Origin of the sequence: Bradyrhizobium sp. CW1 (assembly GCF_023100665.1) — a bacterium.
Classification (GTDB): Bacteria; Pseudomonadota; Alphaproteobacteria; order Rhizobiales; family Xanthobacteraceae; genus Bradyrhizobium; species Bradyrhizobium canariense_D.
On the sequence record NZ_CP064684.1, the window covers coordinates 5,895,616 to 5,915,423 of the forward strand.

A 19,808-nucleotide genomic window follows, 5' to 3' on the forward strand; every position below is an offset into this window, starting at 1 on the left:
CGTATGGACCACGAAAAGGTCAACATCCTCCTCGTCGACGACCAGCCGGCCAAGCTGCTCGCCTATGAGGTGATCCTGAAGGATCTCGGCCAGAACCTCGTGATCGCCTCGTCCGGTCGCGAGGCTCTGGAGGTGCTGCTCAAGACCGAGATCGCGGTGATCCTGGTCGACGTCTGCATGCCCGAGCTCGACGGCTTCGAGCTCGCCGCGATGATCCGCGAGCACCCGCGCTTCCAGAAGACCGCGATGATCTTCATCTCGGCCATTCAAGTCAGCGACATCGACCGCCTGCGCGGCTACGAGATGGGCGCCGTCGACTACGTCCCGGTGCCGGTCGTGCCGGAGGTGCTGCGCGCCAAGGTCAAGGTGTTTGCAGAGCTCTATCGCAAGACGCGCGAGCTCGAACGGCTGAATCAGGACCTCGAGGACCGCGTGCGTGCACGCACCGCCGAGCTTGAGAATTCCACAGCAAAGCTGCGCGAGAGCGAAGAGCGGCGCAGCATGGCGATCGCCGCCGGCAAGATGGGCTCCTGGGACTGGGACTGGATCACCGGCGACTGGATGTGGGACGAGGGACAATACCGCATCTTTGGTGTTGGCCCGGAGAGCTTCGAGGTGAATCCGGCCAACGTTCAGGCGCTGTTGCATCCGGATGACGTCGATCAGTTGCGCAAGGCGATCGCCGAATTCAACAAGGGCACGCGCTCCTATGAAACGGAGTTCCGCATCGTGCGGCCCGACGGCGATGTGCGCTGGTGTGTCGGCACGGCCGCCGCCACGGTTGACGATAGCGGTCGGGTCATGCGCGTCAGCGGCGTGACGGTGGACATCACCGAACGCAAGCGCGCCGAGGAACGGCAGACTCTCCTGGCGCGGGAAGTCGATCATCGCGCCAAGAATGCGCTGGCGCTGGCGCAATCGATCGTGCGCCTCACCCGCGCCGACGAGGTCAAAGCCTATGTCAGCGCCGTCGAGGGACGCATCAATGCACTGGCGCGCGTGCACACGATCCTGTCGCTATCGAGCTGGCAGGGCGCCGAACTCTCGAAGCTGATCGACGAGGAGCTTGCGCCCTATTCCCTCGGCGGCCAGATCAAATTGGCGGGGTCGGAAGTTCAGTTGCTGCCGGCAACCGCCCAGACGCTGGCGCTGGCGCTGCATGAGCTTTTCACCAACTCGGCGAAATATGGCGCGCTCTCGACGCGGAAGGGACGGCTCGCAATCGGCTGGCAGGTCGAGGACGAGCTGCTCACGCTGACCTGGGAGGAATCCGGCGGCCCGCTCGTCATGACGCCGAAATCCCGCGGCTTTGGTACGCGGAGCCTGCTTGCGAGCGTCGAGTCCCAGCTCGGCGGGCAGGCGCGATTCGATTGGCGCGCCGAGGGTCTGCTGTGCCGGCTCGAGGTGCCGTTGGTCCGCAAGACTGCCGCGACGACCGCGCCCGGCAACTTCGAAGCCGCCAGCTCCGCCGAATTGCAGCGCGCTTCCGGCTAACCGGAGGCCGCACTCTTCCTGCGCTGCGTCGTTTGCGGCTCGCGCGCGACCCGTCCTTCGAGCCAGGCTTCTGTTTGGGCGAGATCGCGCAGAGCCTTGGCATAGCGGCACGCCGCGCTTCGCTCCGCGCCGCGGGGCAGCTTGCGCGCTTTGCGGAGGATGTCCGCAGCGGCATTACGATAAGCCAGAGAGCGATAGAGAAAGACCACCTTACCCATATCGAATGTTCCCGTGTTGCGCGGTCATTCTCGCCCACCCGGCATGAACGTCGGATGAAGCGGACGATGACAATTCCTTCATGCGGGTGGAACCGGCGCGTGTCGCAGGCGTTGCATGCGAGATTGGGATAGAGTTCCATGCGCGCGAAGAAGTCGTCTGACCTGATCTCTCCCAGCGGGCTCGTCAAGCTGATGACGCACGCGATGATGGGCGCAGCCTTGGGACTCGCTTTCAGCCTCTTGCTCGTGCTGTCCAATCCCGGCGTCGCCAATTTGCTGAGTCACGGCGGAAGGCAGGCCGTTGTCGTTTTCGCCCTCACCTTGGTGACGACGTTCGCGATCGGCGCGACACTGACCGGCGTCGTTTTCATCCTGGCCGAGGACAAGCAATCTTGAACTATGCGTGCTTTACCGGAATTCTTTGTTCGGAACTCCTGCGACGAATGGCAGTTGGCTGCCTGCGTCAATTCAACTCAGGGAGTTCCCGCAGATGAAGACCACCAAGCTCGCTCTTGCCGTGATGTTGGCAACCGGCCTCGCCGCTGCACCGTTCGCCGTGCAGGCCAAGTCGCACAAGGCAAAACACGGATCATCGATGTCATCGTCGCAGACCACCACGGGCGCCAACACCAAGTCCTCCAAGGGTGCTGATCCCTCCGGTCAGGGCGGCTCCGGCCCCGGCTCCGACCAGGGCGGCACCATGACGAACAACAAAGCCGGCATGAGCAACACCAAGTAGGCGTTCGTCGAAAACACGAAGGCCCCGCGATCGCGGGGCCTCTTGCTTTGGTATTCGAACAGACTTCTCTCGGGCCGCTTCGTCAACATGCGGTATCGACGAGCCCCGCACCTCGCGTTGCGCGTAGGCTTCAGCTACGATGGCTGCCCAGGATGTCAGGATGAACGCCTGCAGGATCTGACTTCACCAGATGGTCGAGTCGTGCGCGCTTGCGCGCGATCAAGAGCTGGGCCGCGGCGTCGTCGAGCCCCTCGCGTTGCAGCTGCCGGATGGCAGAGCCCAGTTCGAGAATCTCGGCGCGCAGCTTTAGAATCCGGTATGCATCCGGATCTTCCTCCACCATGCGCTCCCAAGGCTCTCAGCGGCGCGCGATCACGCGCAGAGGACTACCTGATGTCTTCGCGGAACGAAGGCGCATCCTATCGCGGACATTCGGCAGGACATCGCCGCCACCTGCAGCCTTCCATTCGCCGATCAGCAGATTGATTTTCCGGCGCAGATCCATCTGCGCCAGGGCCTTCTCCGTGCAGTCCCGATCGCGCTCGACAAGCTCGCGTACGGCCGCCTCGACATCGGCCATTTCCAGCCTCAAGGCGCTGATTTTACGTCGAATTTCATTAATTTTGTTGTCCATGACTTGTTAGAACAAAATAAGAACATATAGTCAAGTCACGATTTCAGAAGGGAGAAGCGACATGCAGGTTCAAGGTAAATACGATGCCAAGTCTTTCCTCACCGAGCAGATGACGCGGGCGCAGGGCCTCCGGCTGAAACGGCTGAGCGAAGAGGCGTATCAGCCCGCGCAATACGCGCGGGATCTGTCCTCCAGCGAGGCAGCACGGCGCATTCAGGTGCTGGAAGCGGAGATCGAGCTGGCGGATTCGTTCTAGGCTAGGTCGCCCATCCGGAACGTTGCTTGCGCTTTCGGAACCATGCCTGTCCCGGATTGTTTTCCCAGGCCAAGGGAGAACATGCATGGCACGCAAGGCAAAGAAGCGCCGCTACTCGCGCAGCTCCGGCAGCGATGTCGAAGGCGAGATGAAGCGCTACAAGAAGGGGACCGCGAAAAGCGGACCGGGCGGTCGAGGCGGACGCGTGAAGAGCCGCAAGCAGGCAATCGCGATCGGCCTGTCGAAAGCGCGCAAGAAGGGCAAGAAGGTCCCGAAGAAGGCCGCGAAACGAAAGACGTCCAAGAAGACGTCAAAGAAGACATCTCGGAAAACATCCAAGAAGACTTCGAGAAAGAGTTCGAAGAAGACGTCGAAGCGCAAATCCTCCAAACGGTCGCGCTGACCTCAGTCAGATCATGCTGCCCGGCATGAAGCAGCGGATCGAAACGCCGAACGCGGTCTTCACCGGCCACACCATGGTGCGGCCGGCCCGGTTCGGCTCGGTGATCACGGCTTCGTCCGGTACCTCGACCCACTCGCCGTCGAGCCGCACGCGGTAATGTCCATTGTGCGAGTCCCAATCGGGATCGGCGACCGCAAACCCATCCGCATCCGAGCAGCACGGACCGAGATGGCTGCGCAGGCCGTCGAACCACGGCTTGAGAGGTGAGTCCGCGTAGCGGCCGTCGTCGCGCCCGAGAGCGTTTCCACCCCATAGCACGAGTGGCGCTACCAACGGCGCCACAAGCAGCGCACTTCTCAGCGAGAGCTTCAATCGATCCATGTCGGCACCGATCAAATACGAATTGCCGGCCGGCTCAGCGGCGGCAAGTTCGAAGTTCCACGCTTGCAATCGTCGGCGGCTTCATTGCCGCCGAGTCCGTACGAGATCCGCAATTGTGATGAGCGAACACGGCTTTTTCGGACGAAACCGGGTCATCCTCCCTGCCGTTAACGAGAATGTTATCGGCGATGTGCGGAAATCCTGAAGGCGAACGGGAAAGGCGGCCCGAAGGCCGCCTTTTTGGAGTTGCGCCGATCGACGTTCGCCTTATGCGAGCGGCACCGCCACGAACCGGGTCGTCTGCGCGCTTCTGACCTGCAGCAGCACGCTGCGCTTGCCGGACGATTTCGCTTGCGCCAGCTCCGAACGGACATCGCCGATATTGGCGACGGCCTTGCCGCCCACGTTGAGGATGACGTCGCCGGTCTGGATGCCGCGTTGCGCGGCCGGGCCTTGCGGATCGACTTCAGTGACGACGACGCCCTTCTGGCCGGCGCCCTGCACGTCGCCGGCCGGAGCCAGGCTGAGCCCGAGACGCGGCGGCATGCCGGCATCTGGCTGAGACTTGCCCTCGTCGGCTCTAGCCTGCCGCTCGTTCGGCAACTCGCCAAGCGCCAGTGTCACCGTCTTGCTGTCGCCTTTGTGGACGACATCGAGCTTCACGGACGTGCCCGGCGCCAGGGTGGCGATGGTGCGGGCGAGATCGCGGGAATCCTTGATCGCGGTGCCATTGACGGCGGTGATGACGTCGCCCGCCTCGATGCCCGCCTTCGCCGCCGGGCTGCCGTCCTGCGGATTGTCAACGATCGCACCGCGCGCCTCCTTGAGGCCGAGACTGTCGGCGATATCCGACGTCACCGGCTGCACCTGCACGCCGAGCCAGCCGCGTGTGACCGCGCCCTTGTCCTTCAACTGTGCGACGACGAGCTTTGCGGTCGAAGCCGGAATGTCGAAGCCGATGCCGACCGAGCCGCCGGAGGGCGAGAAGATCGCGGTGTTCACGCCGATCACGTTGCCGTTCATGTCGAAGGCCGGCCCGCCGGAATTGCCCTTGTTGATCGGCGCGTCGATCTGGATGAAGTCGTCATAGGGACCATTACCGATGTCGCGGCCGCTGGCCGAGACGATGCCGGCGGTCACGGTGCCGCCGAGGCCGAAGGGATTGCCGACCGCGACCACCCAGTCGCCGATACGCGGCTTCTGGTCGGAGAATTTGACGAACGGAAAATCCTTCTTGCCCTCGACCTTGATCAGCGCGAGATCCGTCTTCGGATCGGTGCCGACCACTTTCGCGCTGTAGATGGTGCCGTCGTCCATCGTCACTTGCACCGATTCGGCGTGATCGACGACGTGGTTGTTGGTCACGGCATAGCCGTCGGCGGAGATGAAGAAGCCGGAGCCCTCACCCGTGATCATCTGGCGGCGCTGGCGCGGCATGCCCTCCATGCCACCCGGGCCGCGGAAGCCGAATTGCCGCGAGAACTGGTCGAACGGCGTCGCCTCGTCCGAATCCATCCGGTTCTGTTGCAGCATCGCGCTCTTATCATTGTCCTGGTCGATCCTGACCCGCACCGAAATGACGGCGGGTTTGACCTTGCTGACGAGGTCGCCGAAGCCCGGCGGTGTCGCGGCGGTCTCCGCGGCCTGGGCGGGCGCAATGAAGGAGGTCGCGCTGAACGGCGAAGAGCCGGGAGCAGTCGCCAGCACGGCCACGCCAAGCGCGGCCACGGTGCCGAGCAGCGCGAGCCGGCGCGGCCTCAGGACCTTGCGGGACGTTGTGGTGTCGGAATTGACGTGATCGCTCATGTCGATATGTCCATGTTGGGTAAGTCGCCTTGCACCCAACATGGTGGTCGCCACCTTACAGCGTCCCGTCCACGCGATTAAATCTTGGCAAAGTAGCCGGGCCGGCGATACGGCCAAAGGTCAAGGCTGCACGTTTGATGCAGCTCAACGCGGGCCATGCGCACCGTGGAAGACTGCGGCCACCGGATGATGTCCATCGGAGGCACGTCATGTACAAAGACATTCTCGTCCACATCCCCACCGAGCGGCCGATCCGCCCGGTGATCGACGGCTCGATCTCGCTCGCAGCGGGCCTCAACGCCCATCTCGATGCAGTCGCGGTTGGCTATGTGGCAACCAGTGCGGCCTATATCATGGAGGGCGGCGCTGCGGTGGCGGCGGTGTTCGAGATGGAGCGCGAGAGTGCAGTGGAGCGGGCCGAGGCGGCGCTCGCGGTATTCAAGAGCAAAGCGATGAACGCCGGCATTTCCTACACATGCCACCCACTCGGGGCGATGCCGGGGGATGCGGTCGGCTTGCTCGGCGAGATGGCGCGGCTGCACGATCTCAGCATCGTGCTCCAGCCGGATCCGGCGCAAGGCTCACTCGACAACGATGTGCCCGGCGAGATCCTGTTCCAGGCGGGTGGCCCGGTGCTTTTCCTGCCCTACACCTTCCATGGAGCGTTCAAGGCGAAACGGATCGGCATCTGCTGGGATGGCAGCCGCCTCGCCGCGCGCGCTATGCGCGACGCCGCACCATTCCTGGCCCGCGCCGAGGAGATCGTGATCATTGCGATCAACGAAACAGATATGGTTCCCGAGGAAGTCTCGACGCGCAATCTGGCAAGGCATCTCGGCCGGCGCGGACTGTCGACCCGCACGGTCAACCTGTCGGCCCCGCGCTCTGACATTCAGCCGACCATGCTGTCGCTGGCAGCCGATGAGAACCTGGATGTTCTGATCATGGGCGGCTACGGCCATTCGCGTTTGCAGGAGCGGTTCCTCGGCGGCGTCACCCGCGCCATGCTGGAAGCCATGACCGTCCCGACGCTGATGTCGCATTAATCGAGGGCTTATCCAGGTCGGGCCGGTCACAAGCCTTGTCGTTCGGGCTGACAACCGCGTCTTGAGCGGTGCCGGCGTCGGCAAGTTCAGGTCATATTCGAACAAGTTGGACCGTCACGCCGCGGCGGGTCTCTCCCACGCCGTGGCCTCGACGCCGTCCTCGTCTTGTTGCGCATTGCACGCGTCGAAATGCGCCTTGAGTTCGACTTCGGCGAGATGTTCGAAATGTTCGGCCTGGCCGAGCAGTTCCCAGCTCTGGAGCGGCCGGTAGGCGGCCTGCTGACGACAGAGGGACGCTAGCGCGCGGTAGCGACGTACGTTGTCCATGAGACCCTCCCTCGCATTCACAGAGCTTATTGCCCTTATTTGCGTCAGGGCGATGGCGGTTGTGCAAAAGATTTGCTGCGCCCGCCGCGCGCTTGACTCGCTTGTTTCTAGGCAAACGCGTATCGAGGCGAAAGTTCCAATCAGCGCGGACTCAACCGCTTCGGACCTTACCGCAGGCCAAGGCTAGGGTTGTGGGTCATCCTCGTATATCTGCAGTGCAAAGGGGCACGCCCTGGCACACCCCATTACGGTGCCGGCTCGCCCGCCTGTATCCGGCAGTCTACCGGATGAGCGCGGGCTCACCGGCACGCATTGTCTGCGCCGAACTATGTTGCAGCATCGGAACCCTGCCGGCTTCCGCAGCGGCGCGGATGGCCGCGATGTTGCCGGCATAGTCCGCGCTGCTCTTGCCGCGAAACACGGCGGAGCCCGCTACAAGCGTATCGGCGCCCGCAGCGGCCACGGCGGCGGCATTGTCGCGCGTGATGCCACCGTCAACCTCGAGTCGGATCGGCCGGTCGCCTATCATGCTTCGAATACGCCCGATCTTCTCGAGTTGGGATTCGAGGAAGGACTGGCCGCCAAAGCCCGGATTGACCGTCATCACCAGGACGAGGTCGAGGCGATCGAGCACATATTCGATCGTGCTTTCGGGAGTCGCGGGACACAGGCTGACGCCGGCTTTCTTGCCGAGCGCGCGGATGGCCTGGAGCGAGCGATCGAGGTGCGGACCGGCTTCGGCATGCACCGTGATGACATCCGCGCCGGCCTTCGCGAACGCTTCGAGATAGGGATCGGCGGGCGCGATCATGAGATGCACGTCGAACATTTTCTTCGTCAGCGGCCGGATCGCCCTGATGACGTCCGCGCCATAACTGATGTTCGGGACGAAATGCCCGTCCATGACGTCGCAGTGAATCCAGTCGGCACCCGCCGCATCGATCGCCACGATCTCCTCGCCGAGGCGGGCGAAATTCGCAGCCAGGATTGACGGCGCGATGAGGATTTCTCTCGTCATGGCTTCGCACTCCCCTGCGCGTCCGCACCGCCGCTGAAGACGCGGCTCGCCAGGACGTCCATGGGATCGATCGTTTCGAGGTCGGCGATATCGAGCATGCGGTCGAGATCGGACACCAGCCGATCGGCCTGCCGCAGGCGGATGCGGTCGACGGCGTTGCGGATCGAGCGCGCATTGGAGAAGAACGGCTGGGTCCGACGTAGCGCGATGTATTTCTCGAACGCCTCGCGCGCCGCCGCCGAGAGGCGATAACCCCGTTCCTTCAGCATCAGCTCGGCGATGACGAGCAGCTCGGCTTCCGCATAGTCCGGAAAGTCGATGTGATGCGCGATCCGCGAACGGAAGCCGGGATTAGAGGCAAAGAAGCTCGTCATCCGCTCGCCATAGCCGGCAAGGATCACGACGAGGTCCTCGCGCTGGTTTTCCATCACCTGGAGCAGGATCTCGATCGCCTCCTGGCCGTAGTCGCGCTCGTTGTCGGGACGGTGCAGATAATAGGCCTCGTCGATGAACAGCACGCCGCCCATCGCCTTCTTCAGGATCTCCTTGGTCTTCGGCGCGGTGTGGCCGATATACTGGCCGACCAAATCGTCGCGCGTCACCGAGATCACCTGCCCGCGCCGCACGAAACCGAGGCCGTGCAGGATCTTTGCCATGCGCAGCGCGACCGTCGTCTTGCCGGTGCCGGGATTGCCGGTAAACGACATATGCAGCGTCGGTGGCGACGAAGCCAATCCCGCACGCTGCCGGATACGTTCGATCAGCAAGAGCGACGCGATCTGGCGCACGCGGCTCTTCACCGGCTTCAATCCGATCAGCTCCTGCTCGAGCTGCTGCAGCGTGCCCGTGATTCCAGCCTCTTCGGCCTCCTTGCGGAGATCGAAACTGGTCTCGCCGGGCTCAGTGGTCATGGCGTGGGGAACATCCAGCATCGGCACCTCGAAGAAAAGGGCTTCGCCGCGGGGGAGCGGCGAAGCAGTGGTCCGCCAAGGAAACGGAGCAGGGAGTGCTCCGCGCGGAGGAGAATGACTTAGGTTGGTGCGTGCGCGAGCTGCCGGCGCACGGTGGTGTAGCGGATCGCGCGTCCGCTCACCTCCTGCCGCACCAGCTCGAACTCGGCTTCCTGCGGCGGGCGGTTGACGATGAACGAGATCCGCACCGATTCCCAGCCATGGCTGGAGTCGAAGCCGCTGAGGCGGATGTATCGGTCGCCATACACTCTGCGGCATTCGGCGAGCTCCATCATCACGCCGGCGGCGTCCTGGAGATCGAACATCGGCAGGCCCCACATCTCCCAATAGGTGTTGCGGGGATGCGGATCGTCGGTGAACTCGATGTTCACCGCCCAGCCGTTGGTCAGGCAATACTGCACCTGCTTGGTGATCTGGTCGTCGGTCAGATCGGGCAGGAATGAGAAGCAGCCTTGGGTCAGCTTCATGTCAAATCTCCTCAAACGGTTTCGAGCGCGGTCGGCACGAAGTCCGGCGTGTCGGTGGATTCATAATTGAAGGAGACGTCCTTCCAAACCTCAAGTGCAGCTTTCAGCGGCGTACAGGTCTCGGCCGCCCTGGCCAGGATCTCCGGTCCTTCGTGGACGTAGTCGCGGCCCTCGTTGCGGGCGAGGATCATCGCTTCCAGCGCCACACGGTTGGCGATCGCGCCGGCCGCGATGCCCATGGGATGGCCGATGGTGCCGCCGCCGAACTGGAGCACGACGTCCTCGCCGAGCAGGTCGAGCAGCTGGTGCATCTGGCCGGCATGGATGCCGCCGGAGGCGACCGGCATCATCTTGTTCAGGCTCGCCCATGACTGGTCGAAGAACAGGCCGTGTTCGAGCTTGGCCGGGTTGAAGTCTTCGCGACAGACATCGTAATAGCCGCGCGTGGTGTTGGGATCGCCTTCGAGCTTGCCGACCACGGTGCCGGCATGGATGTGATCGACGCCGGCGAGCCGCATCCACTTGGCGATGACGCGGAACGACACCCCATGGCTTTTCTGCCGCGTGTAGGTCGAGTGACCGGCGCGATGCAGATGCAGGATCATGTCGTTGCGGCGCGCCCATTTCGCCATCGACTGGATTGCGGTGTAGCCGATCACGAGATCGATCATGACGATGCAGGACCCGAGCTCCTTCGCGAACTCGGCGCGCTCGTACATATCCTCCATGGTTCCCGCGGTGATATTCAGGTAGGTCCCCTTGGCCTCACCGGAGGCCGCCTGCGCCCGGTTCACCGCCTCCATGCAATAAAGGAAGCGGTCGCGCCAGTGCATGAACGGCTGCGAGTTGATGTTCTCGTCATCCTTGGTGAAGTCGAGCCCGCCCTTCAGCGCCTCGTAGACCACGCGACCGTAATTGCGGCCCGAGAGGCCGAGCTTAGGCTTGACGGTCGCGCCGAGCAGCGGCCTGCCGAACTTGTCGAGCCGCTCGCGCTCGACCACGATGCCGGTGGCCGGTCCCTGGAACGTCTTCACATACGCGACCGGGAAACGCATGTCCTCCAGCCGCAGCGCCTTCAGTGGCTTGAAGCCAAATACGTTGCCGATGATCGAGGCCGAGAGGTTGGCGATCGAGCCCGGCTCGAACAGGTCGAGGTCATAGGCGATGTAGGCGAAGTACGAGCCCGGCGTGCCCGGCACCGGATCGACGCGGTAGCATTTCGCGCGATACTTCTCGGCGGCGGTCAACCGATCGGTCCACACCACCGTCCAGGTCGCGGTCGAGGATTCGCCGGCGACTGCGGCTGACGCCTCGATCGGATCGACGCCCTCTTGCGGCGTGACGCGGAACAGCGCGATGACGTCGGTGTCCTTGGGCACGTAGTCGGGCTCCCAATAGCCCATGCGCTTGTATTCCATCACGCCCGATCGATATCTTTCCTTGCCGCGGACGGTTCCTGCATGTGCATTCATGGCTCTCTCCTGCTCTTCTCTCTCTGAATGATTAGGCCGCGACGGGCTCGCGGGCGTCGACGCGCGGATCGAGATCGCCGGCGCGGTAGCGCCGCGCCATCTCGCTCAAGGGAACGACCTTGATACCGCTGGCGTGGCCTGCGGTGCCGAACTGCTCGAAGCGCTCGCGGCAGAGCTCGCGCATCGCATCCATGGCGGGCTTGAGAAATTTGCGCGGATCGAACTCGGAGCGCGTTTGCGCGGCCACTTTCCGGAACACCGCGGTCATTGCCAGCCGGCAGTCGGTGTCGATATTGACCTTGCGCACGCCGCTCGTGATGCCGCGGACGATCTCCTCGACCGGCACGCCCCAGGTCTGCGGCATCTCGCCGCCAAACTGGTTGAACATGTCCTGGAGGGGCTGCGGCACAGAGGAAGAGCCGTGCATCACGAGATGCGTGTTCGGCAGCCGGCGATGAATCTCCTCGACCACCCGCATCGCCAGAATGTCGCCGTCCGGCTTGCGGCTGAACTTGTAGGCGCCGTGCGAGGTGCCCATCGCGATCGCGAGCGCATCGACTTTGGTGGCGCGGACGAAGTCGACCGCCTGGTCGGGATCCGTGAGCAACTGATCATGGCTGACCGTGCCTTCGACGCCGTGACCGTCCTCCTGCTCGCCGCCCCCATGCTCGAGCGAGCCGAGCACGCCGAGCTCGCCTTCGACGGAGGCACCGACCCAATGCGCGAGATCGACGACGCGGCGGGTGATCGCAACGTTGTAGTCGTAGTCGGCCGCGGTCTTGGCGTCGGCCTTGAGCGAGCCGTCCATCATCACCGAGGTGAAGCCATGGGCGATCGCGGACGCGCAGGTCGCCTCGTCATTGCCATGGTCCTGGTGCAGGCAGAGCGGGATGTCTGGATAGGTCCGCTCCAGCGCATCGATCATGTGCGAGAGCATGAGGTCGCCGGCATAGCTGCGCGCGCCGCGCGAAGCCTGGATGATGACGGGCGCGTCGACCTCGGCCGCCGCCTGCATGATCGCGATGCCCTGCTCCATGTTGTTGATGTTGAACGCCGGCACCGCGTAGCCGTGACTGGCGGCGTGGTCGAGCAGCTGACGAAGAGTGATACGGGCCACGACAAATCCTCCTGTTATTGCTTGCCGGCGCGGGCCATCGCCCGCCGGGCGGCTTCCGCAACGCCTTGCGGCGTGATGCCGAATTCGCGGTAGAGCACCGGGGCCGGCGCCGAAGCGCCGAAGCCGCGCATGCCGACGAATTCGCCCTCGGTGCCGATCCAGCGGTGCCAATCGCCGACGACTGCCGCCTCGATGCCAACCCGCGGCGCGGTGCCGAGCACAGCGGCGCGGTAATCCTCCGGCTGCTCCTCGAACAACGCGAAGCAGGGCGCGGAGACCACGGCCGCACGGACGTGCTCGGTAGCGAGCAAGCGGGCCGCCTCCAGCGCAATAGACACTTCCGAACCCGTTGCGATGAGCGTCACGTCGCGGCCACCGTCCGGCGAAACGATCAGATAGGCGCCGCGTGCGACGCGGTTCCTCCCGCGGACATCGCTGCGGAAGGTCGGCAGCGCCTGACGGGACAGGCACAGCACGGAGGGACGATTTTCAGCTTGGAGCGCGCAGTCCCATGCTTCCAGCGTCTCAACCGCGTCGGCCGGCCGGAAAACAAGCAGGTTCGGAATGACGCGGAGCGCTGCGAGATGCTCGACCGGTTGGTGCGTGGGGCCGTCCTCACCGAGGCCAATGGAGTCATGGGTCATCACATGAATGACGCGGATCCGCATCAAGGCCGCAAGGCGGATCGCCGGCCGGCTGTAATCGGAGAACGCGAGGAAGGTGCCGCCATAGGGAATGAAGCCCCCGTACAGCGCGAGGCCGTTCATCGCGGCCGCCATGCCATGCTCGCGGATGCCGTAATGGATGTAATCGCCGGCGAACGCGTCGCGCTTGACCGGGGTCTGCGCCTTGGCATGCGTCAGGTTCGAATGCGTGAGATCCGCCGAGCCGCCGACAAATCCGGGAATCGTCTCGGCGATGCCGTCGAGCACCTGTTGCGACGCCTGCCGCGTCGCGAGCTTCGGACGCTCGGTGGCAAAGCGCTCGCGCAATTTCGCCGAGGCCTGGGCATAGGCGTTCGGCAGGGCAACCGCCTTGCCCTCGATAAACAGGTCGCGCTGCTCGGGCGTCGCGCATTCATAGCGATCGAGCCAGGCGAGACGCTCGACCTGCCCGCGCTGCCCGATCATCCGCCATGCTTTCAGGATCGTGACAGGCACCACGAAGGGCTGATAGTCCCAGCCGAGCGTTCGCCGCGCCGCGGCCGTCTGCTCCGTGCCGAGCGGCGCGCCATGCGCCTTCTCGGTGCCCTGACGATCCGGCGCGCCGAAGCCGATGATGGTGCGGCAGGCGATCAGCGACGGTCTTGTGCTCTCACGCTCCTCGGCAATCGCCTGCGCAACTGCTTCGGGATCGTGCCCGTCAACACCGCGCACCGACCAGCCGGAGGCAGCGAAGCGCGCGAGCTGGTCATCGGAGGTCGCAAGCGAGGTCGGGCCGTCAATGGATATGCCGTTGTCGTCGAACAGCACGATCAGGCGGCCCAGCCCGAGATGCCCGGCGAGCGAGATCGCTTCCTGGCTGATGCCTTCCATCAGACAGCCGTCGCCGGCGATGACGTACGTGAAATGATCGACGAGGCCGTCGCCATGTTGCGCATTGGCCATGCGCTCGGCGAGTGCCATGCCGACCGCGGTCGCAATCCCCTGCCCCAGCGGACCGGTCGTCGTCTCGACGCCCGGCGTATGGCCGTATTCCGGATGGCCCGGCGTCTTCGAGCCCCATTGCCGGAACGCCTTGATGTCATCGAGGCTGACGTCGCCGCCGGTGAGATGGAGCAATGCATAGAGCAGCATCGAGCCATGGCCCGCCGACAGCACGAAGCGATCGCGATCCGGCCAATGGGGGTGAGCCGAGTCGAACTTCAGGAAGCGCGAGAACAGCACGGTGGCGACATCGGCCATGCCCATGGGCAGTCCGGGGTGGCCGGACTGCGAAGTCTCGATGGCGTCGACCGCGAGGAAGCGGACGGCGTTGGCGAGATCGCCATGCGATACCGCCGTGAGGTCAGCGTCGGCGTGGACGGAGATGTTCATCGGATCCTCCCCTCGTTCACTTCAGGTTTCGCTTACGCTCGATCAGCTGCATGATCAGCGGCGTCAGGATCAGCTGCATCGCAAGATCGAGTTTCGCGCCGGGACACACGATCGAATTGGCACGCGACATCCAGCTTTGCGGCAGCATCGAGAGCAGATAGGGGAAGTCGATGCCGCGCGGGTTCTTGAAGCGGATCACGACCATCGACTCGTCCGGCGTCGGGATCCAGCGCGCGATGAACGGATTGGAGGTGTCCACCGTCGGCACACGCTGGAAGTTGATGTCGGTCTCGGAAAATTGCGGGCAGATGTAGTGGATGTAATCGGGCATCCGCCGCAGAACGGTGTCGGTAACGGCCTCGGTCGAATAGCCTCGCGCACTGCGGTCGCGGTGCAGCTTCTGGATCCATTCGAGATTGATAACGGGCACGACGCCGATCTTGAGGTCGGCATAACGCGCGACGTTGACCTTGTCGGTAACGACAGCACCGTGCAGGCCCTCGTAGAACAGAAGGTCGGAGCTCTCCGGCAGCCGTTTCCATTCGGTGAAGGTGCCGGGTGCGGCGCCATGCAGCGCGGATTCCTCGGCGTCGTGGACGTAGTGCCGCGTCGTCGCCGTGCCGGTCTCGCCATAGTCGCGGAACGCCCGCTCCAGCTCCTCGAACAGATTGGTCTCGGGGCTGAAATGGCTGAAATGCCTGTTGCCGCGATCGGCCTCCTTCGCCATCTGCGTGCGCATTTCCGCGCGATCGTAGCGATGGAAGGCGTCGCCTTCGATGTAGGCGGCGTTGACCCTCTCGCGGAAGAAGATCTGCTCAAAGGTCTTCTTGACCGACGTGGTGCCGGCGCCGGAAGAGCCGGTGATGGAGATGATCGGATGCTTCCTGGACATCGGGGCGCCTCGCTCAGAGCCGGAAGAAGCCGCGCCGCGCGAACAGCGGTGCGGAGACGCTGGCGACCAGCAAGGGATCGCAATGCAGTTCCTCGACGCGCTGCACCTCGTTGTTCGAACCCATGATCAGCGGCACGCGTTGATGCAGGCTCTGCGCCGAGAGTTCGAGGATACGCTCGCGCCCGGTCGAAGCCGAGCCGCCGGCCTGCTCGACGATGTAAGCCATCGGATGCGCCTCGTAGACGAGGCGCAGGCGGCCGTCGCCATAGCCAGGCCGTGCATCGGAGGGATAGAGGAACACGCCGCCGCGGGTAAGGATGCGATAGGCCTCGGCCACCAGCGAGCCGACCCAGCGCATGTTGAAATTGTGGTTGGCCTGCCCTTCCACACCGGCGAGGCATTCGTCGACGAAGGCGCGCACCGGCTGTTCCCAATGCCGGCGGTTCGAGGCGTTGATCGCGAACTCCTCGCAGGTCTCGGAGATTTGCACGGCGCTACGCGCGAGACGGAAGCAACCGGACCCGCGGTCAAGCGTGAAGATGTCGACGCCCTCGCCGAGCGTCAGCACCAGCGAGGTCTGCGGGCCGTAGGTGACGAATCCCGCCGCGAGCTGCGCCGAGCCGCGCTGATGGAAGGCGAGCGCGAGATCGTCGGGCGCGGGCAGGATCGAGAAGATCGTGCCCACGGTCATGTTGATGTCGATATTGGAGGAGCCGTCGAGCGGATCGATCGCGACGCAGATCTTCGCCGCGCGGTCACCGATCTGCGGTTCACGCATCTCCTCCGACGCCAGTGCCGCGATCGGCAGCTTGCCGAGACAGCGGCGCAGGATCGCATCCGCCTGCACGTCGAGATCGCGCTGCACGTCACCGTCGCTGTTGCGGCCGGTGGTCAGGCCCGACGCATCCGCAAGGTCTCCCGTGGCGATAAGATCGGCGATCTCGATCGCGGCCGCCGCGATGGCATCGACCGCGGCCGCTACGGCCAGCGCATGCGGCGCCGTCTCGGAATACCGCTGAAGGTGGTCGTCCAGCCTGAGTTGCCCGGTCATCTGCGTCCATCCCTTTGCAGGCGCCGCATCCAGTTCCCTCCTCGCTGGGAGGTCGGTGCGGTCAGTGCCAACAACGACGAGATTGACAGAGGCGGCTTAATAAGGAAAATTTCTATTCATAATGAGCGCTAAAGAATTATCTTATAATGTCCATTCGGCGGCACAGCTCCGGCATCTCACGATCCGGCAGCTTCGCTCGCTTGCGGCGCTCTCGGCAAAAGGCAGCGTCACGGCAGCCTCGACCCAGCTCGGCCTGACGCAGCCGGCCGTGACCCAGCAATTGCGCCAGCTGCAGGATCTCGCCGGACTGCCGCTGCTGCAGCGGACCGGCGACGGCATGCTGCTGACGGAAGCCGGCAAGGAGGTGCTGGCGCTCGCCGAGCGCGTCGAGGCCGCAATCGCGGACTGCCAGGGTTCGCTCGACCTGCTTGCGGGGCGAACCGGCGGCACGGTGCATCTCGGCGCGGTCTCGACCGCGAAATATTTCGTGCCGCACGCGATCGCGGCATTCTCGAAGCGGTATCCGAAGATCGAGATCAAGCTCACGGTCGGCAATCGCGAGGAGATCCGCGGGGCCATGCACGGCTACGACCTCGACTTCGCGGTGATGGGTCGGCCACCGGCCGATGTCAGCGTCGACGTCCGGCAGCTCGGGCGCAATCCGCACATCATCGTCGCGCGCAAGGGGCACTGGCTGGAGAAGGATTCCGGCCTCAACCTCACCGACCTCGTGCACGAGACCTTCCTCACCCGCGAGCCCGGCTCGGGGACGCGGACACTGATGGAAGGCATGTTCCAGAGGTCGGATCTTGAGCCGATCATCGGCATGGAGATGAGCAGCAACGAGACCATCAAGCAGGCGGTCATCGCCGGGCTCGGTATCGCCTTCATCTCGGCCCACACCGTGGCGCACGAGCTCACCGAGGGCCGGCTGATCGTGCTCGACGTCGCGGGCCTGCCGATCGTGCGGCAATGGTACGTGATCCGCCGCAGCGACAAGGTGCTGTTGCCGCCGGCGCAGGCGATGTTCGATTTCTTGGGATCGGAGGGGTCGAACTATCTTCCCGACGTGCCCGAATTCGGCGCGCGATAGCCCGTCGAAATTCAGCCCATCAGCTTCATCGCGACCGTAGCCGCGAGAATGACGATGATCTGGAGCAGGCGCTCGGTCGTGAAGATGCGGTTGAAGGTGGTCATCGCTTGCCCCGGCCGAATTGGGATGTCTCGGTCGGGACGTTGCTAGCACAGACGGGCGACGAGATAACTCCGTAATCGCCCCGTGTTTTCCGTGCACGACCCGACGACCGGCCCTTCGGCGGGCCTGCGCAAGGCCGCGCCGATGGTTAACGATCAGGCCGCGCGTGTAGGGGCGTAGTCCATCCGCGCGGCGAAATAGGCTTCCAGCTCCAGCAGCGCCCGCGCTTCCCAATCCTTCGCCTGCTCGAGCAGCGACCAGCTCTGGTCCGGGCGGAATGCAGCGGTCTGGCGATAGAGCGATGCGATACCGCGGTAGCGGCGCACGTTCTCCAAGATGGCGTGACCGGTGATTTGGCCGTTCATGTCCGAAAACTCCCTCGTCATTCCCGAGGGAGAAATTGCGGCCAAATCTTTTTCGAAAAGTTAGCGCCGCACAGCAAGCGTGCGAATGGTTTCCGGACTGTTGCCCGCGCGCAACGTGCGCGGCCGCACAAGGCCGATCTATTGCGAATTCGTCGCCGCGCTCTCGCCCCGCGGCTTCAACCCACCGCGGCTGATGATCTCGCGGCAGAGATCGGCAAGGCCGATCACCAGCACGGCGAGCAGGCAGAACAGCTTGATGGAATCGGCATGCGCGCTGGTCAGCGAATTGAACTCGAAGAAGGGCGGCATGAATGCCCACCATACCAGCGGAATGGTGAGTAGTGCGGCGAACGCCGCCGCCGGTGCGCCCGCAATAATGCCGAGCACGAACAGGCTGGGCAGGAACGCCGCGAAATAGAGTTTTGCGCCGAGCGCGACACAGCCGCCCTGGAGCGCAGCCGACATTGCGACAACGATGAATCCAAGCAGAAACGCCTGCCACGACCATGGTCGTACCCGCGGTACGCCAACCAGCCCCGCACGCCTCATCAGCCTCCCCCTGCCGCCCGTTAACCAGGCTCGCTTGCGACCAAAGTACTACAGCGGCAGGGAAACTGCGAGGTGGAAATTGCCGACCCGGCGGCCTTGGTAAACGGGCCGGATCGCTAATTGGAGCAACCAGCCCCTACTCGGTGGCCGCATAGACCAGGCCTGCGACGGGCAGCGCGAGGCCAAAGGCCGATGCGAGCGTCCAGCCGCCTTGTGCAAACGCCCACGCGCCGACCGCCGAGCCCGCCGCGCCCGCGGTGAAGAAGGTCGCCATGTAGAGACCGTTCAGGCGGCTGCGGTGCTCATGCCCCAGCGCGAAGATCGCGCGGAAGCCGAGCACGACGTTGCCCTGCACGCCGATGTCGATCGCGATCGCAGCCACGACCAGGCAGGCGAGGTTCAGCACCGATCCGGGCGCGCCGACATGCGTAATCAGGAATCCTACGGCCGCGAGTAGGAGCGCGACCAGCGTGGCCATGCGGCTATGGCCGCGATCGGCAAGCCGTCCCGCGATCGGGGCTGCGAACACGCCGGCGACACCGGCAAGCGCGAACAGCGCGATGCCGCGCTGGGTGAAGCCGAATTCGCTCGCGAGCAGCAGCGGCGTCACGGTCCAGAACAGGCTGAAGGCGCCGAACAGGCTGGCCTGGTACAGCGCGCGGCGGCGCAGCAGCGGCGTGGTCCGCACCAGATGGAGCATCGACAGCAGCAACTCGCCGTAATGCATCCGCGCGACCGGCCTGCGCTTCGGCAGCGTCATCCAGAGTACCGCTGCGAGCACGATCATCAACGCGGCCGAGCAGAAGAACACTGCATGCCACGACAGCATCGCCGTGACGAAACTCGACACCGGCCGCGCCAGCATGATGCCGAGCATCAGGCCGGTCGAGACGTTGCCGACGACGCGGCCGCGAATGGCTGCCGGCGCAAGATGCGCCGCATAGGGAATGATGATCTGCACCGCGACCGAGCCGAGTCCGATGAACAACGCGGCGATCAGGAAGGGCAGCGCGTGGGACGCGAACCCCGCGGCGAGCAGGGCTGCCGCGCCGAGCGTGATGACGGAGCAAATCAGGGTACGGTTCTCGACGAGGTCGCCGAGCGGGACGATGAAGAGAAGCCCCACGCCGTAGCCGATCTGCGTCATGGTGACGATCAGTCCCGCCGCTTCATGCGACAGGCCGAGCGCGGCGCTGATCGGGGCGATCAGCGGCTGGGCGTAATAGATGTTGGCGGCGACCATGCCACAGGCCGCGGCAAGCACGAAGGTCAGTCGCTGCGACACCGCATCCGGATCCGGCGCGGTCTCGATCGTGGCATTCATCGTCATTCACAGGCTCTCCAGATATCGGAAACGGTCGTTTCCTAATA

Annotated in this window: 24 protein-coding genes; 7 read left to right on the plus strand and 17 right to left on the minus strand. The window is 64.3% G+C overall.

Annotated features, from left to right (window positions below; all coding sequences use genetic code 11):
* Window positions 1-3 precede the first annotated feature (3 nt).
* Window positions 4-1,494 carry an HWE histidine kinase domain-containing protein gene (locus IVB54_RS28705; RefSeq protein ID WP_018456201.1) on the plus strand — a complete coding sequence of 497 codons (1,491 nt, stop codon included), beginning with the start codon at window positions 4-6 and terminating at the stop codon, window positions 1,492-1,494.
* Here the strand turns inward: IVB54_RS28705 and IVB54_RS28710 are convergent.
* A complete protein-coding gene (locus IVB54_RS28710; protein ID WP_018456200.1) occupies window positions 1,491-1,712 on the minus strand; it encodes a hypothetical protein in 222 nt (73 codons plus the stop codon). The two genes, IVB54_RS28705 and IVB54_RS28710, sit on opposite strands and share 4 nt — an antisense overlap.
* Window positions 1,713-1,850: 138 nt before the next feature.
* On the opposite strand from IVB54_RS28710, the gene IVB54_RS28715 reads away from it, so the two are divergent.
* Both IVB54_RS28715 and IVB54_RS28720 read left to right on the plus strand, forming a co-directional pair.
* On the plus strand, window positions 1,851-2,108 hold the full coding sequence (locus tag IVB54_RS28715) for a hypothetical protein (RefSeq protein ID WP_018456199.1): 258 nt from the start codon (window positions 1,851-1,853) through the stop codon (window positions 2,106-2,108).
* Window positions 2,109-2,202: 94 nt separating this feature from the next.
* Window positions 2,203-2,451 (plus strand): hypothetical protein, encoded by a 249-nt coding sequence (locus tag IVB54_RS28720; protein WP_018456198.1) that lies wholly within the window; start codon window positions 2,203-2,205, stop codon window positions 2,449-2,451.
* A gap of 130 nt (window positions 2,452-2,581) precedes the next feature.
* Here the strand turns inward: IVB54_RS28720 and IVB54_RS28725 are convergent, their stop codons facing one another.
* Window positions 2,582-2,794: a hypothetical protein gene (locus IVB54_RS28725; RefSeq protein ID WP_018456197.1), complete on the minus strand. Its 213-nt coding sequence runs from the start codon at window positions 2,792-2,794 to the stop codon at window positions 2,582-2,584.
* 15 nt (window positions 2,795-2,809) lie between these two features.
* On the minus strand, window positions 2,810-3,031 hold the full coding sequence (locus IVB54_RS28730; RefSeq protein WP_018456196.1) for a hypothetical protein: 222 nt from the start codon (window positions 3,029-3,031) through the stop codon (window positions 2,810-2,812).
* A 115-nt stretch (window positions 3,032-3,146) separates the two neighbouring features.
* Between IVB54_RS28730 and IVB54_RS28735 the strand changes: the two genes are divergently transcribed.
* Window positions 3,147-3,341, plus strand: coding sequence for a DUF3072 domain-containing protein (locus IVB54_RS28735; protein ID WP_018456195.1), 195 nt, complete (start codon window positions 3,147-3,149; stop codon window positions 3,339-3,341).
* Between the two features lie 85 nt (window positions 3,342-3,426).
* Window positions 3,427-3,744 carry a DUF6496 domain-containing protein gene (locus tag IVB54_RS28740; protein WP_018456194.1) on the plus strand — a complete coding sequence of 106 codons (318 nt, stop codon included), beginning with the start codon at window positions 3,427-3,429 and terminating at the stop codon, window positions 3,742-3,744.
* Between the two features lie 6 nt (window positions 3,745-3,750).
* Here IVB54_RS28740 and IVB54_RS28745 read toward each other — a convergent pair whose 3' ends face one another.
* Both IVB54_RS28745 and IVB54_RS28750 read right to left on the minus strand, forming a co-directional pair.
* A complete protein-coding gene (locus IVB54_RS28745; protein ID WP_026233103.1) occupies window positions 3,751-4,125 on the minus strand; it encodes a hypothetical protein in 375 nt (124 codons plus the stop codon).
* Between the two features lie 267 nt (window positions 4,126-4,392).
* Window positions 4,393-5,931 carry a Do family serine endopeptidase gene (locus IVB54_RS28750; protein ID WP_018456192.1) on the minus strand — a complete coding sequence of 513 codons (1,539 nt, stop codon included), beginning with the start codon at window positions 5,929-5,931 and terminating at the stop codon, window positions 4,393-4,395.
* A 209-nt stretch (window positions 5,932-6,140) separates the two neighbouring features.
* On the opposite strand from IVB54_RS28750, the gene IVB54_RS28755 reads away from it, so the two are divergent.
* Entirely contained in the window at window positions 6,141-6,977 is an 837-nt protein-coding gene (locus IVB54_RS28755; protein WP_018456191.1) for a universal stress protein, read from the plus strand.
* A 114-nt stretch (window positions 6,978-7,091) separates the two neighbouring features.
* Here IVB54_RS28755 and IVB54_RS28760 read toward each other — a convergent pair whose 3' ends face one another.
* The 9 genes from IVB54_RS28760 to IVB54_RS28800 form a co-directional block, all read right to left on the minus strand.
* A complete protein-coding gene (locus IVB54_RS28760) occupies window positions 7,092-7,304 on the minus strand; it encodes a hypothetical protein (protein ID WP_018456190.1) in 213 nt (70 codons plus the stop codon).
* Window positions 7,305-7,584: 280 nt separating this feature from the next.
* On the minus strand, window positions 7,585-8,322 hold the full coding sequence (gene rpe, locus IVB54_RS28765; protein WP_018456189.1) for a ribulose-phosphate 3-epimerase: 738 nt from the start codon (window positions 8,320-8,322) through the stop codon (window positions 7,585-7,587).
* Window positions 8,319-9,254 carry a CbbX protein gene (gene cbbX / locus IVB54_RS28770; RefSeq protein WP_018456188.1) on the minus strand — a complete coding sequence of 312 codons (936 nt, stop codon included), beginning with the start codon at window positions 9,252-9,254 and terminating at the stop codon, window positions 8,319-8,321. Before cbbX ends, rpe begins: the two co-directional genes overlap by 4 nt.
* 98 nt (window positions 9,255-9,352) lie before the next feature.
* Window positions 9,353-9,760, minus strand: a complete 408-nt coding sequence (locus tag IVB54_RS28775) for a ribulose bisphosphate carboxylase small subunit (RefSeq protein ID WP_018456187.1) — start codon at window positions 9,758-9,760, stop codon at window positions 9,353-9,355.
* Between the two features lie 11 nt (window positions 9,761-9,771).
* Window positions 9,772-11,232: a form I ribulose bisphosphate carboxylase large subunit gene (locus tag IVB54_RS28780; protein ID WP_085352576.1), complete on the minus strand. Its 1,461-nt coding sequence runs from the start codon at window positions 11,230-11,232 to the stop codon at window positions 9,772-9,774.
* A 31-nt stretch (window positions 11,233-11,263) separates the two neighbouring features.
* Window positions 11,264-12,349, minus strand: coding sequence for a class II fructose-bisphosphate aldolase (gene fba, locus IVB54_RS28785; RefSeq protein WP_018456185.1), 1,086 nt, complete (start codon window positions 12,347-12,349; stop codon window positions 11,264-11,266).
* Window positions 12,350-12,363: 14 nt separating this feature from the next.
* Complete coding sequence (tkt, locus tag IVB54_RS28790; RefSeq protein WP_018456184.1) at window positions 12,364-14,385, minus strand: transketolase; 2,022 nt, start codon at window positions 14,383-14,385, stop codon at window positions 12,364-12,366.
* Window positions 14,386-14,401: 16 nt separating this feature from the next.
* A complete protein-coding gene (locus IVB54_RS28795) occupies window positions 14,402-15,277 on the minus strand; it encodes a phosphoribulokinase (RefSeq protein ID WP_018456183.1) in 876 nt (291 codons plus the stop codon).
* A gap of 13 nt (window positions 15,278-15,290) precedes the next feature.
* Window positions 15,291-16,328 carry a class 1 fructose-bisphosphatase gene (locus IVB54_RS28800; protein WP_018456182.1) on the minus strand — a complete coding sequence of 346 codons (1,038 nt, stop codon included), beginning with the start codon at window positions 16,326-16,328 and terminating at the stop codon, window positions 15,291-15,293.
* Window positions 16,329-16,449: 121 nt separating this feature from the next.
* Between IVB54_RS28800 and IVB54_RS28805 the strand changes: the two genes are divergently transcribed.
* The gene (locus IVB54_RS28805) at window positions 16,450-17,421 is read left to right on the plus strand and encodes a LysR family transcriptional regulator (protein WP_018456181.1); all 972 of its coding nucleotides are present in this window, start codon (window positions 16,450-16,452) and stop codon (window positions 17,419-17,421) included.
* Window positions 17,422-17,678: 257 nt separating this feature from the next.
* Here the strand turns inward: IVB54_RS28805 and IVB54_RS28810 are convergent, their stop codons facing one another.
* The 3 genes from IVB54_RS28810 to IVB54_RS28820 all read right to left on the minus strand — a co-directional run bounded on the left by IVB54_RS28810 (window position 17,679) and on the right by IVB54_RS28820 (window position 19,767).
* Window positions 17,679-17,888, minus strand: a complete 210-nt coding sequence (locus tag IVB54_RS28810) for a hypothetical protein (protein ID WP_018456179.1) — start codon at window positions 17,886-17,888, stop codon at window positions 17,679-17,681.
* Between the two features lie 138 nt (window positions 17,889-18,026).
* A complete protein-coding gene (locus IVB54_RS28815) occupies window positions 18,027-18,437 on the minus strand; it encodes a hypothetical protein (protein WP_026233102.1) in 411 nt (136 codons plus the stop codon).
* 136 nt (window positions 18,438-18,573) lie between these two features.
* A complete protein-coding gene (locus tag IVB54_RS28820; RefSeq protein ID WP_018456177.1) occupies window positions 18,574-19,767 on the minus strand; it encodes an MFS transporter in 1,194 nt (397 codons plus the stop codon).
* Between the last annotated feature and the right edge of the window lie 41 nt (window positions 19,768-19,808).

Coding starts and splice junctions, on each gene's coding strand:
- rpe (WP_018456189.1), bottom strand. CDS start 8,322: ATGACGAGAGAAATCCTCATCGCGCCGTCAATCCTGGCTGCGAATTTC.
- cbbX (WP_018456188.1), bottom strand. CDS start 9,254: ATGCTGGATGTTCCCCACGCCATGACCACTGAGCCCGGCGAGACCAGT.
- IVB54_RS28735 (WP_018456195.1), top strand. CDS start 3,147: ATGCAGGTTCAAGGTAAATACGATGCCAAGTCTTTCCTCACCGAGCAG.
- IVB54_RS28795 (WP_018456183.1), bottom strand. CDS start 15,277: ATGTCCAGGAAGCATCCGATCATCTCCATCACCGGCTCTTCCGGCGCC.
- IVB54_RS28800 (WP_018456182.1), bottom strand. CDS start 16,328: ATGACCGGGCAACTCAGGCTGGACGACCACCTTCAGCGGTATTCCGAG.
- IVB54_RS28725 (WP_018456197.1), bottom strand. CDS start 2,794: ATGGTGGAGGAAGATCCGGATGCATACCGGATTCTAAAGCTGCGCGCC.
- IVB54_RS28715 (WP_018456199.1), top strand. CDS start 1,851: ATGCGCGCGAAGAAGTCGTCTGACCTGATCTCTCCCAGCGGGCTCGTC.
- IVB54_RS28775 (WP_018456187.1), bottom strand. CDS start 9,760: ATGAAGCTGACCCAAGGCTGCTTCTCATTCCTGCCCGATCTGACCGAC.
- IVB54_RS28805 (WP_018456181.1), top strand. CDS start 16,450: ATGAGCGCTAAAGAATTATCTTATAATGTCCATTCGGCGGCACAGCTC.
- IVB54_RS28755 (WP_018456191.1), top strand. CDS start 6,141: ATGTACAAAGACATTCTCGTCCACATCCCCACCGAGCGGCCGATCCGC.
- IVB54_RS28815 (WP_026233102.1), bottom strand. CDS start 18,437: ATGAGGCGTGCGGGGCTGGTTGGCGTACCGCGGGTACGACCATGGTCG.
- IVB54_RS28820 (WP_018456177.1), bottom strand. CDS start 19,767: ATGACGATGAATGCCACGATCGAGACCGCGCCGGATCCGGATGCGGTG.
- IVB54_RS28705 (WP_018456201.1), top strand. CDS start 4: ATGGACCACGAAAAGGTCAACATCCTCCTCGTCGACGACCAGCCGGCC.
- IVB54_RS28740 (WP_018456194.1), top strand. CDS start 3,427: ATGGCACGCAAGGCAAAGAAGCGCCGCTACTCGCGCAGCTCCGGCAGC.
- IVB54_RS28745 (WP_026233103.1), bottom strand. CDS start 4,125: ATGGATCGATTGAAGCTCTCGCTGAGAAGTGCGCTGCTTGTGGCGCCG.
- IVB54_RS28710 (WP_018456200.1), bottom strand. CDS start 1,712: ATGGGTAAGGTGGTCTTTCTCTATCGCTCTCTGGCTTATCGTAATGCC.
- IVB54_RS28760 (WP_018456190.1), bottom strand. CDS start 7,304: ATGGACAACGTACGTCGCTACCGCGCGCTAGCGTCCCTCTGTCGTCAG.
- IVB54_RS28810 (WP_018456179.1), bottom strand. CDS start 17,888: ATGAACGGCCAAATCACCGGTCACGCCATCTTGGAGAACGTGCGCCGC.
- IVB54_RS28730 (WP_018456196.1), bottom strand. CDS start 3,031: ATGGCCGATGTCGAGGCGGCCGTACGCGAGCTTGTCGAGCGCGATCGG.
- IVB54_RS28720 (WP_018456198.1), top strand. CDS start 2,203: ATGAAGACCACCAAGCTCGCTCTTGCCGTGATGTTGGCAACCGGCCTC.
- IVB54_RS28780 (WP_085352576.1), bottom strand. CDS start 11,232: ATGAATGCACATGCAGGAACCGTCCGCGGCAAGGAAAGATATCGATCG.
- tkt (WP_018456184.1), bottom strand. CDS start 14,385: ATGAACATCTCCGTCCACGCCGACGCTGACCTCACGGCGGTATCGCAT.
- IVB54_RS28750 (WP_018456192.1), bottom strand. CDS start 5,931: ATGAGCGATCACGTCAATTCCGACACCACAACGTCCCGCAAGGTCCTG.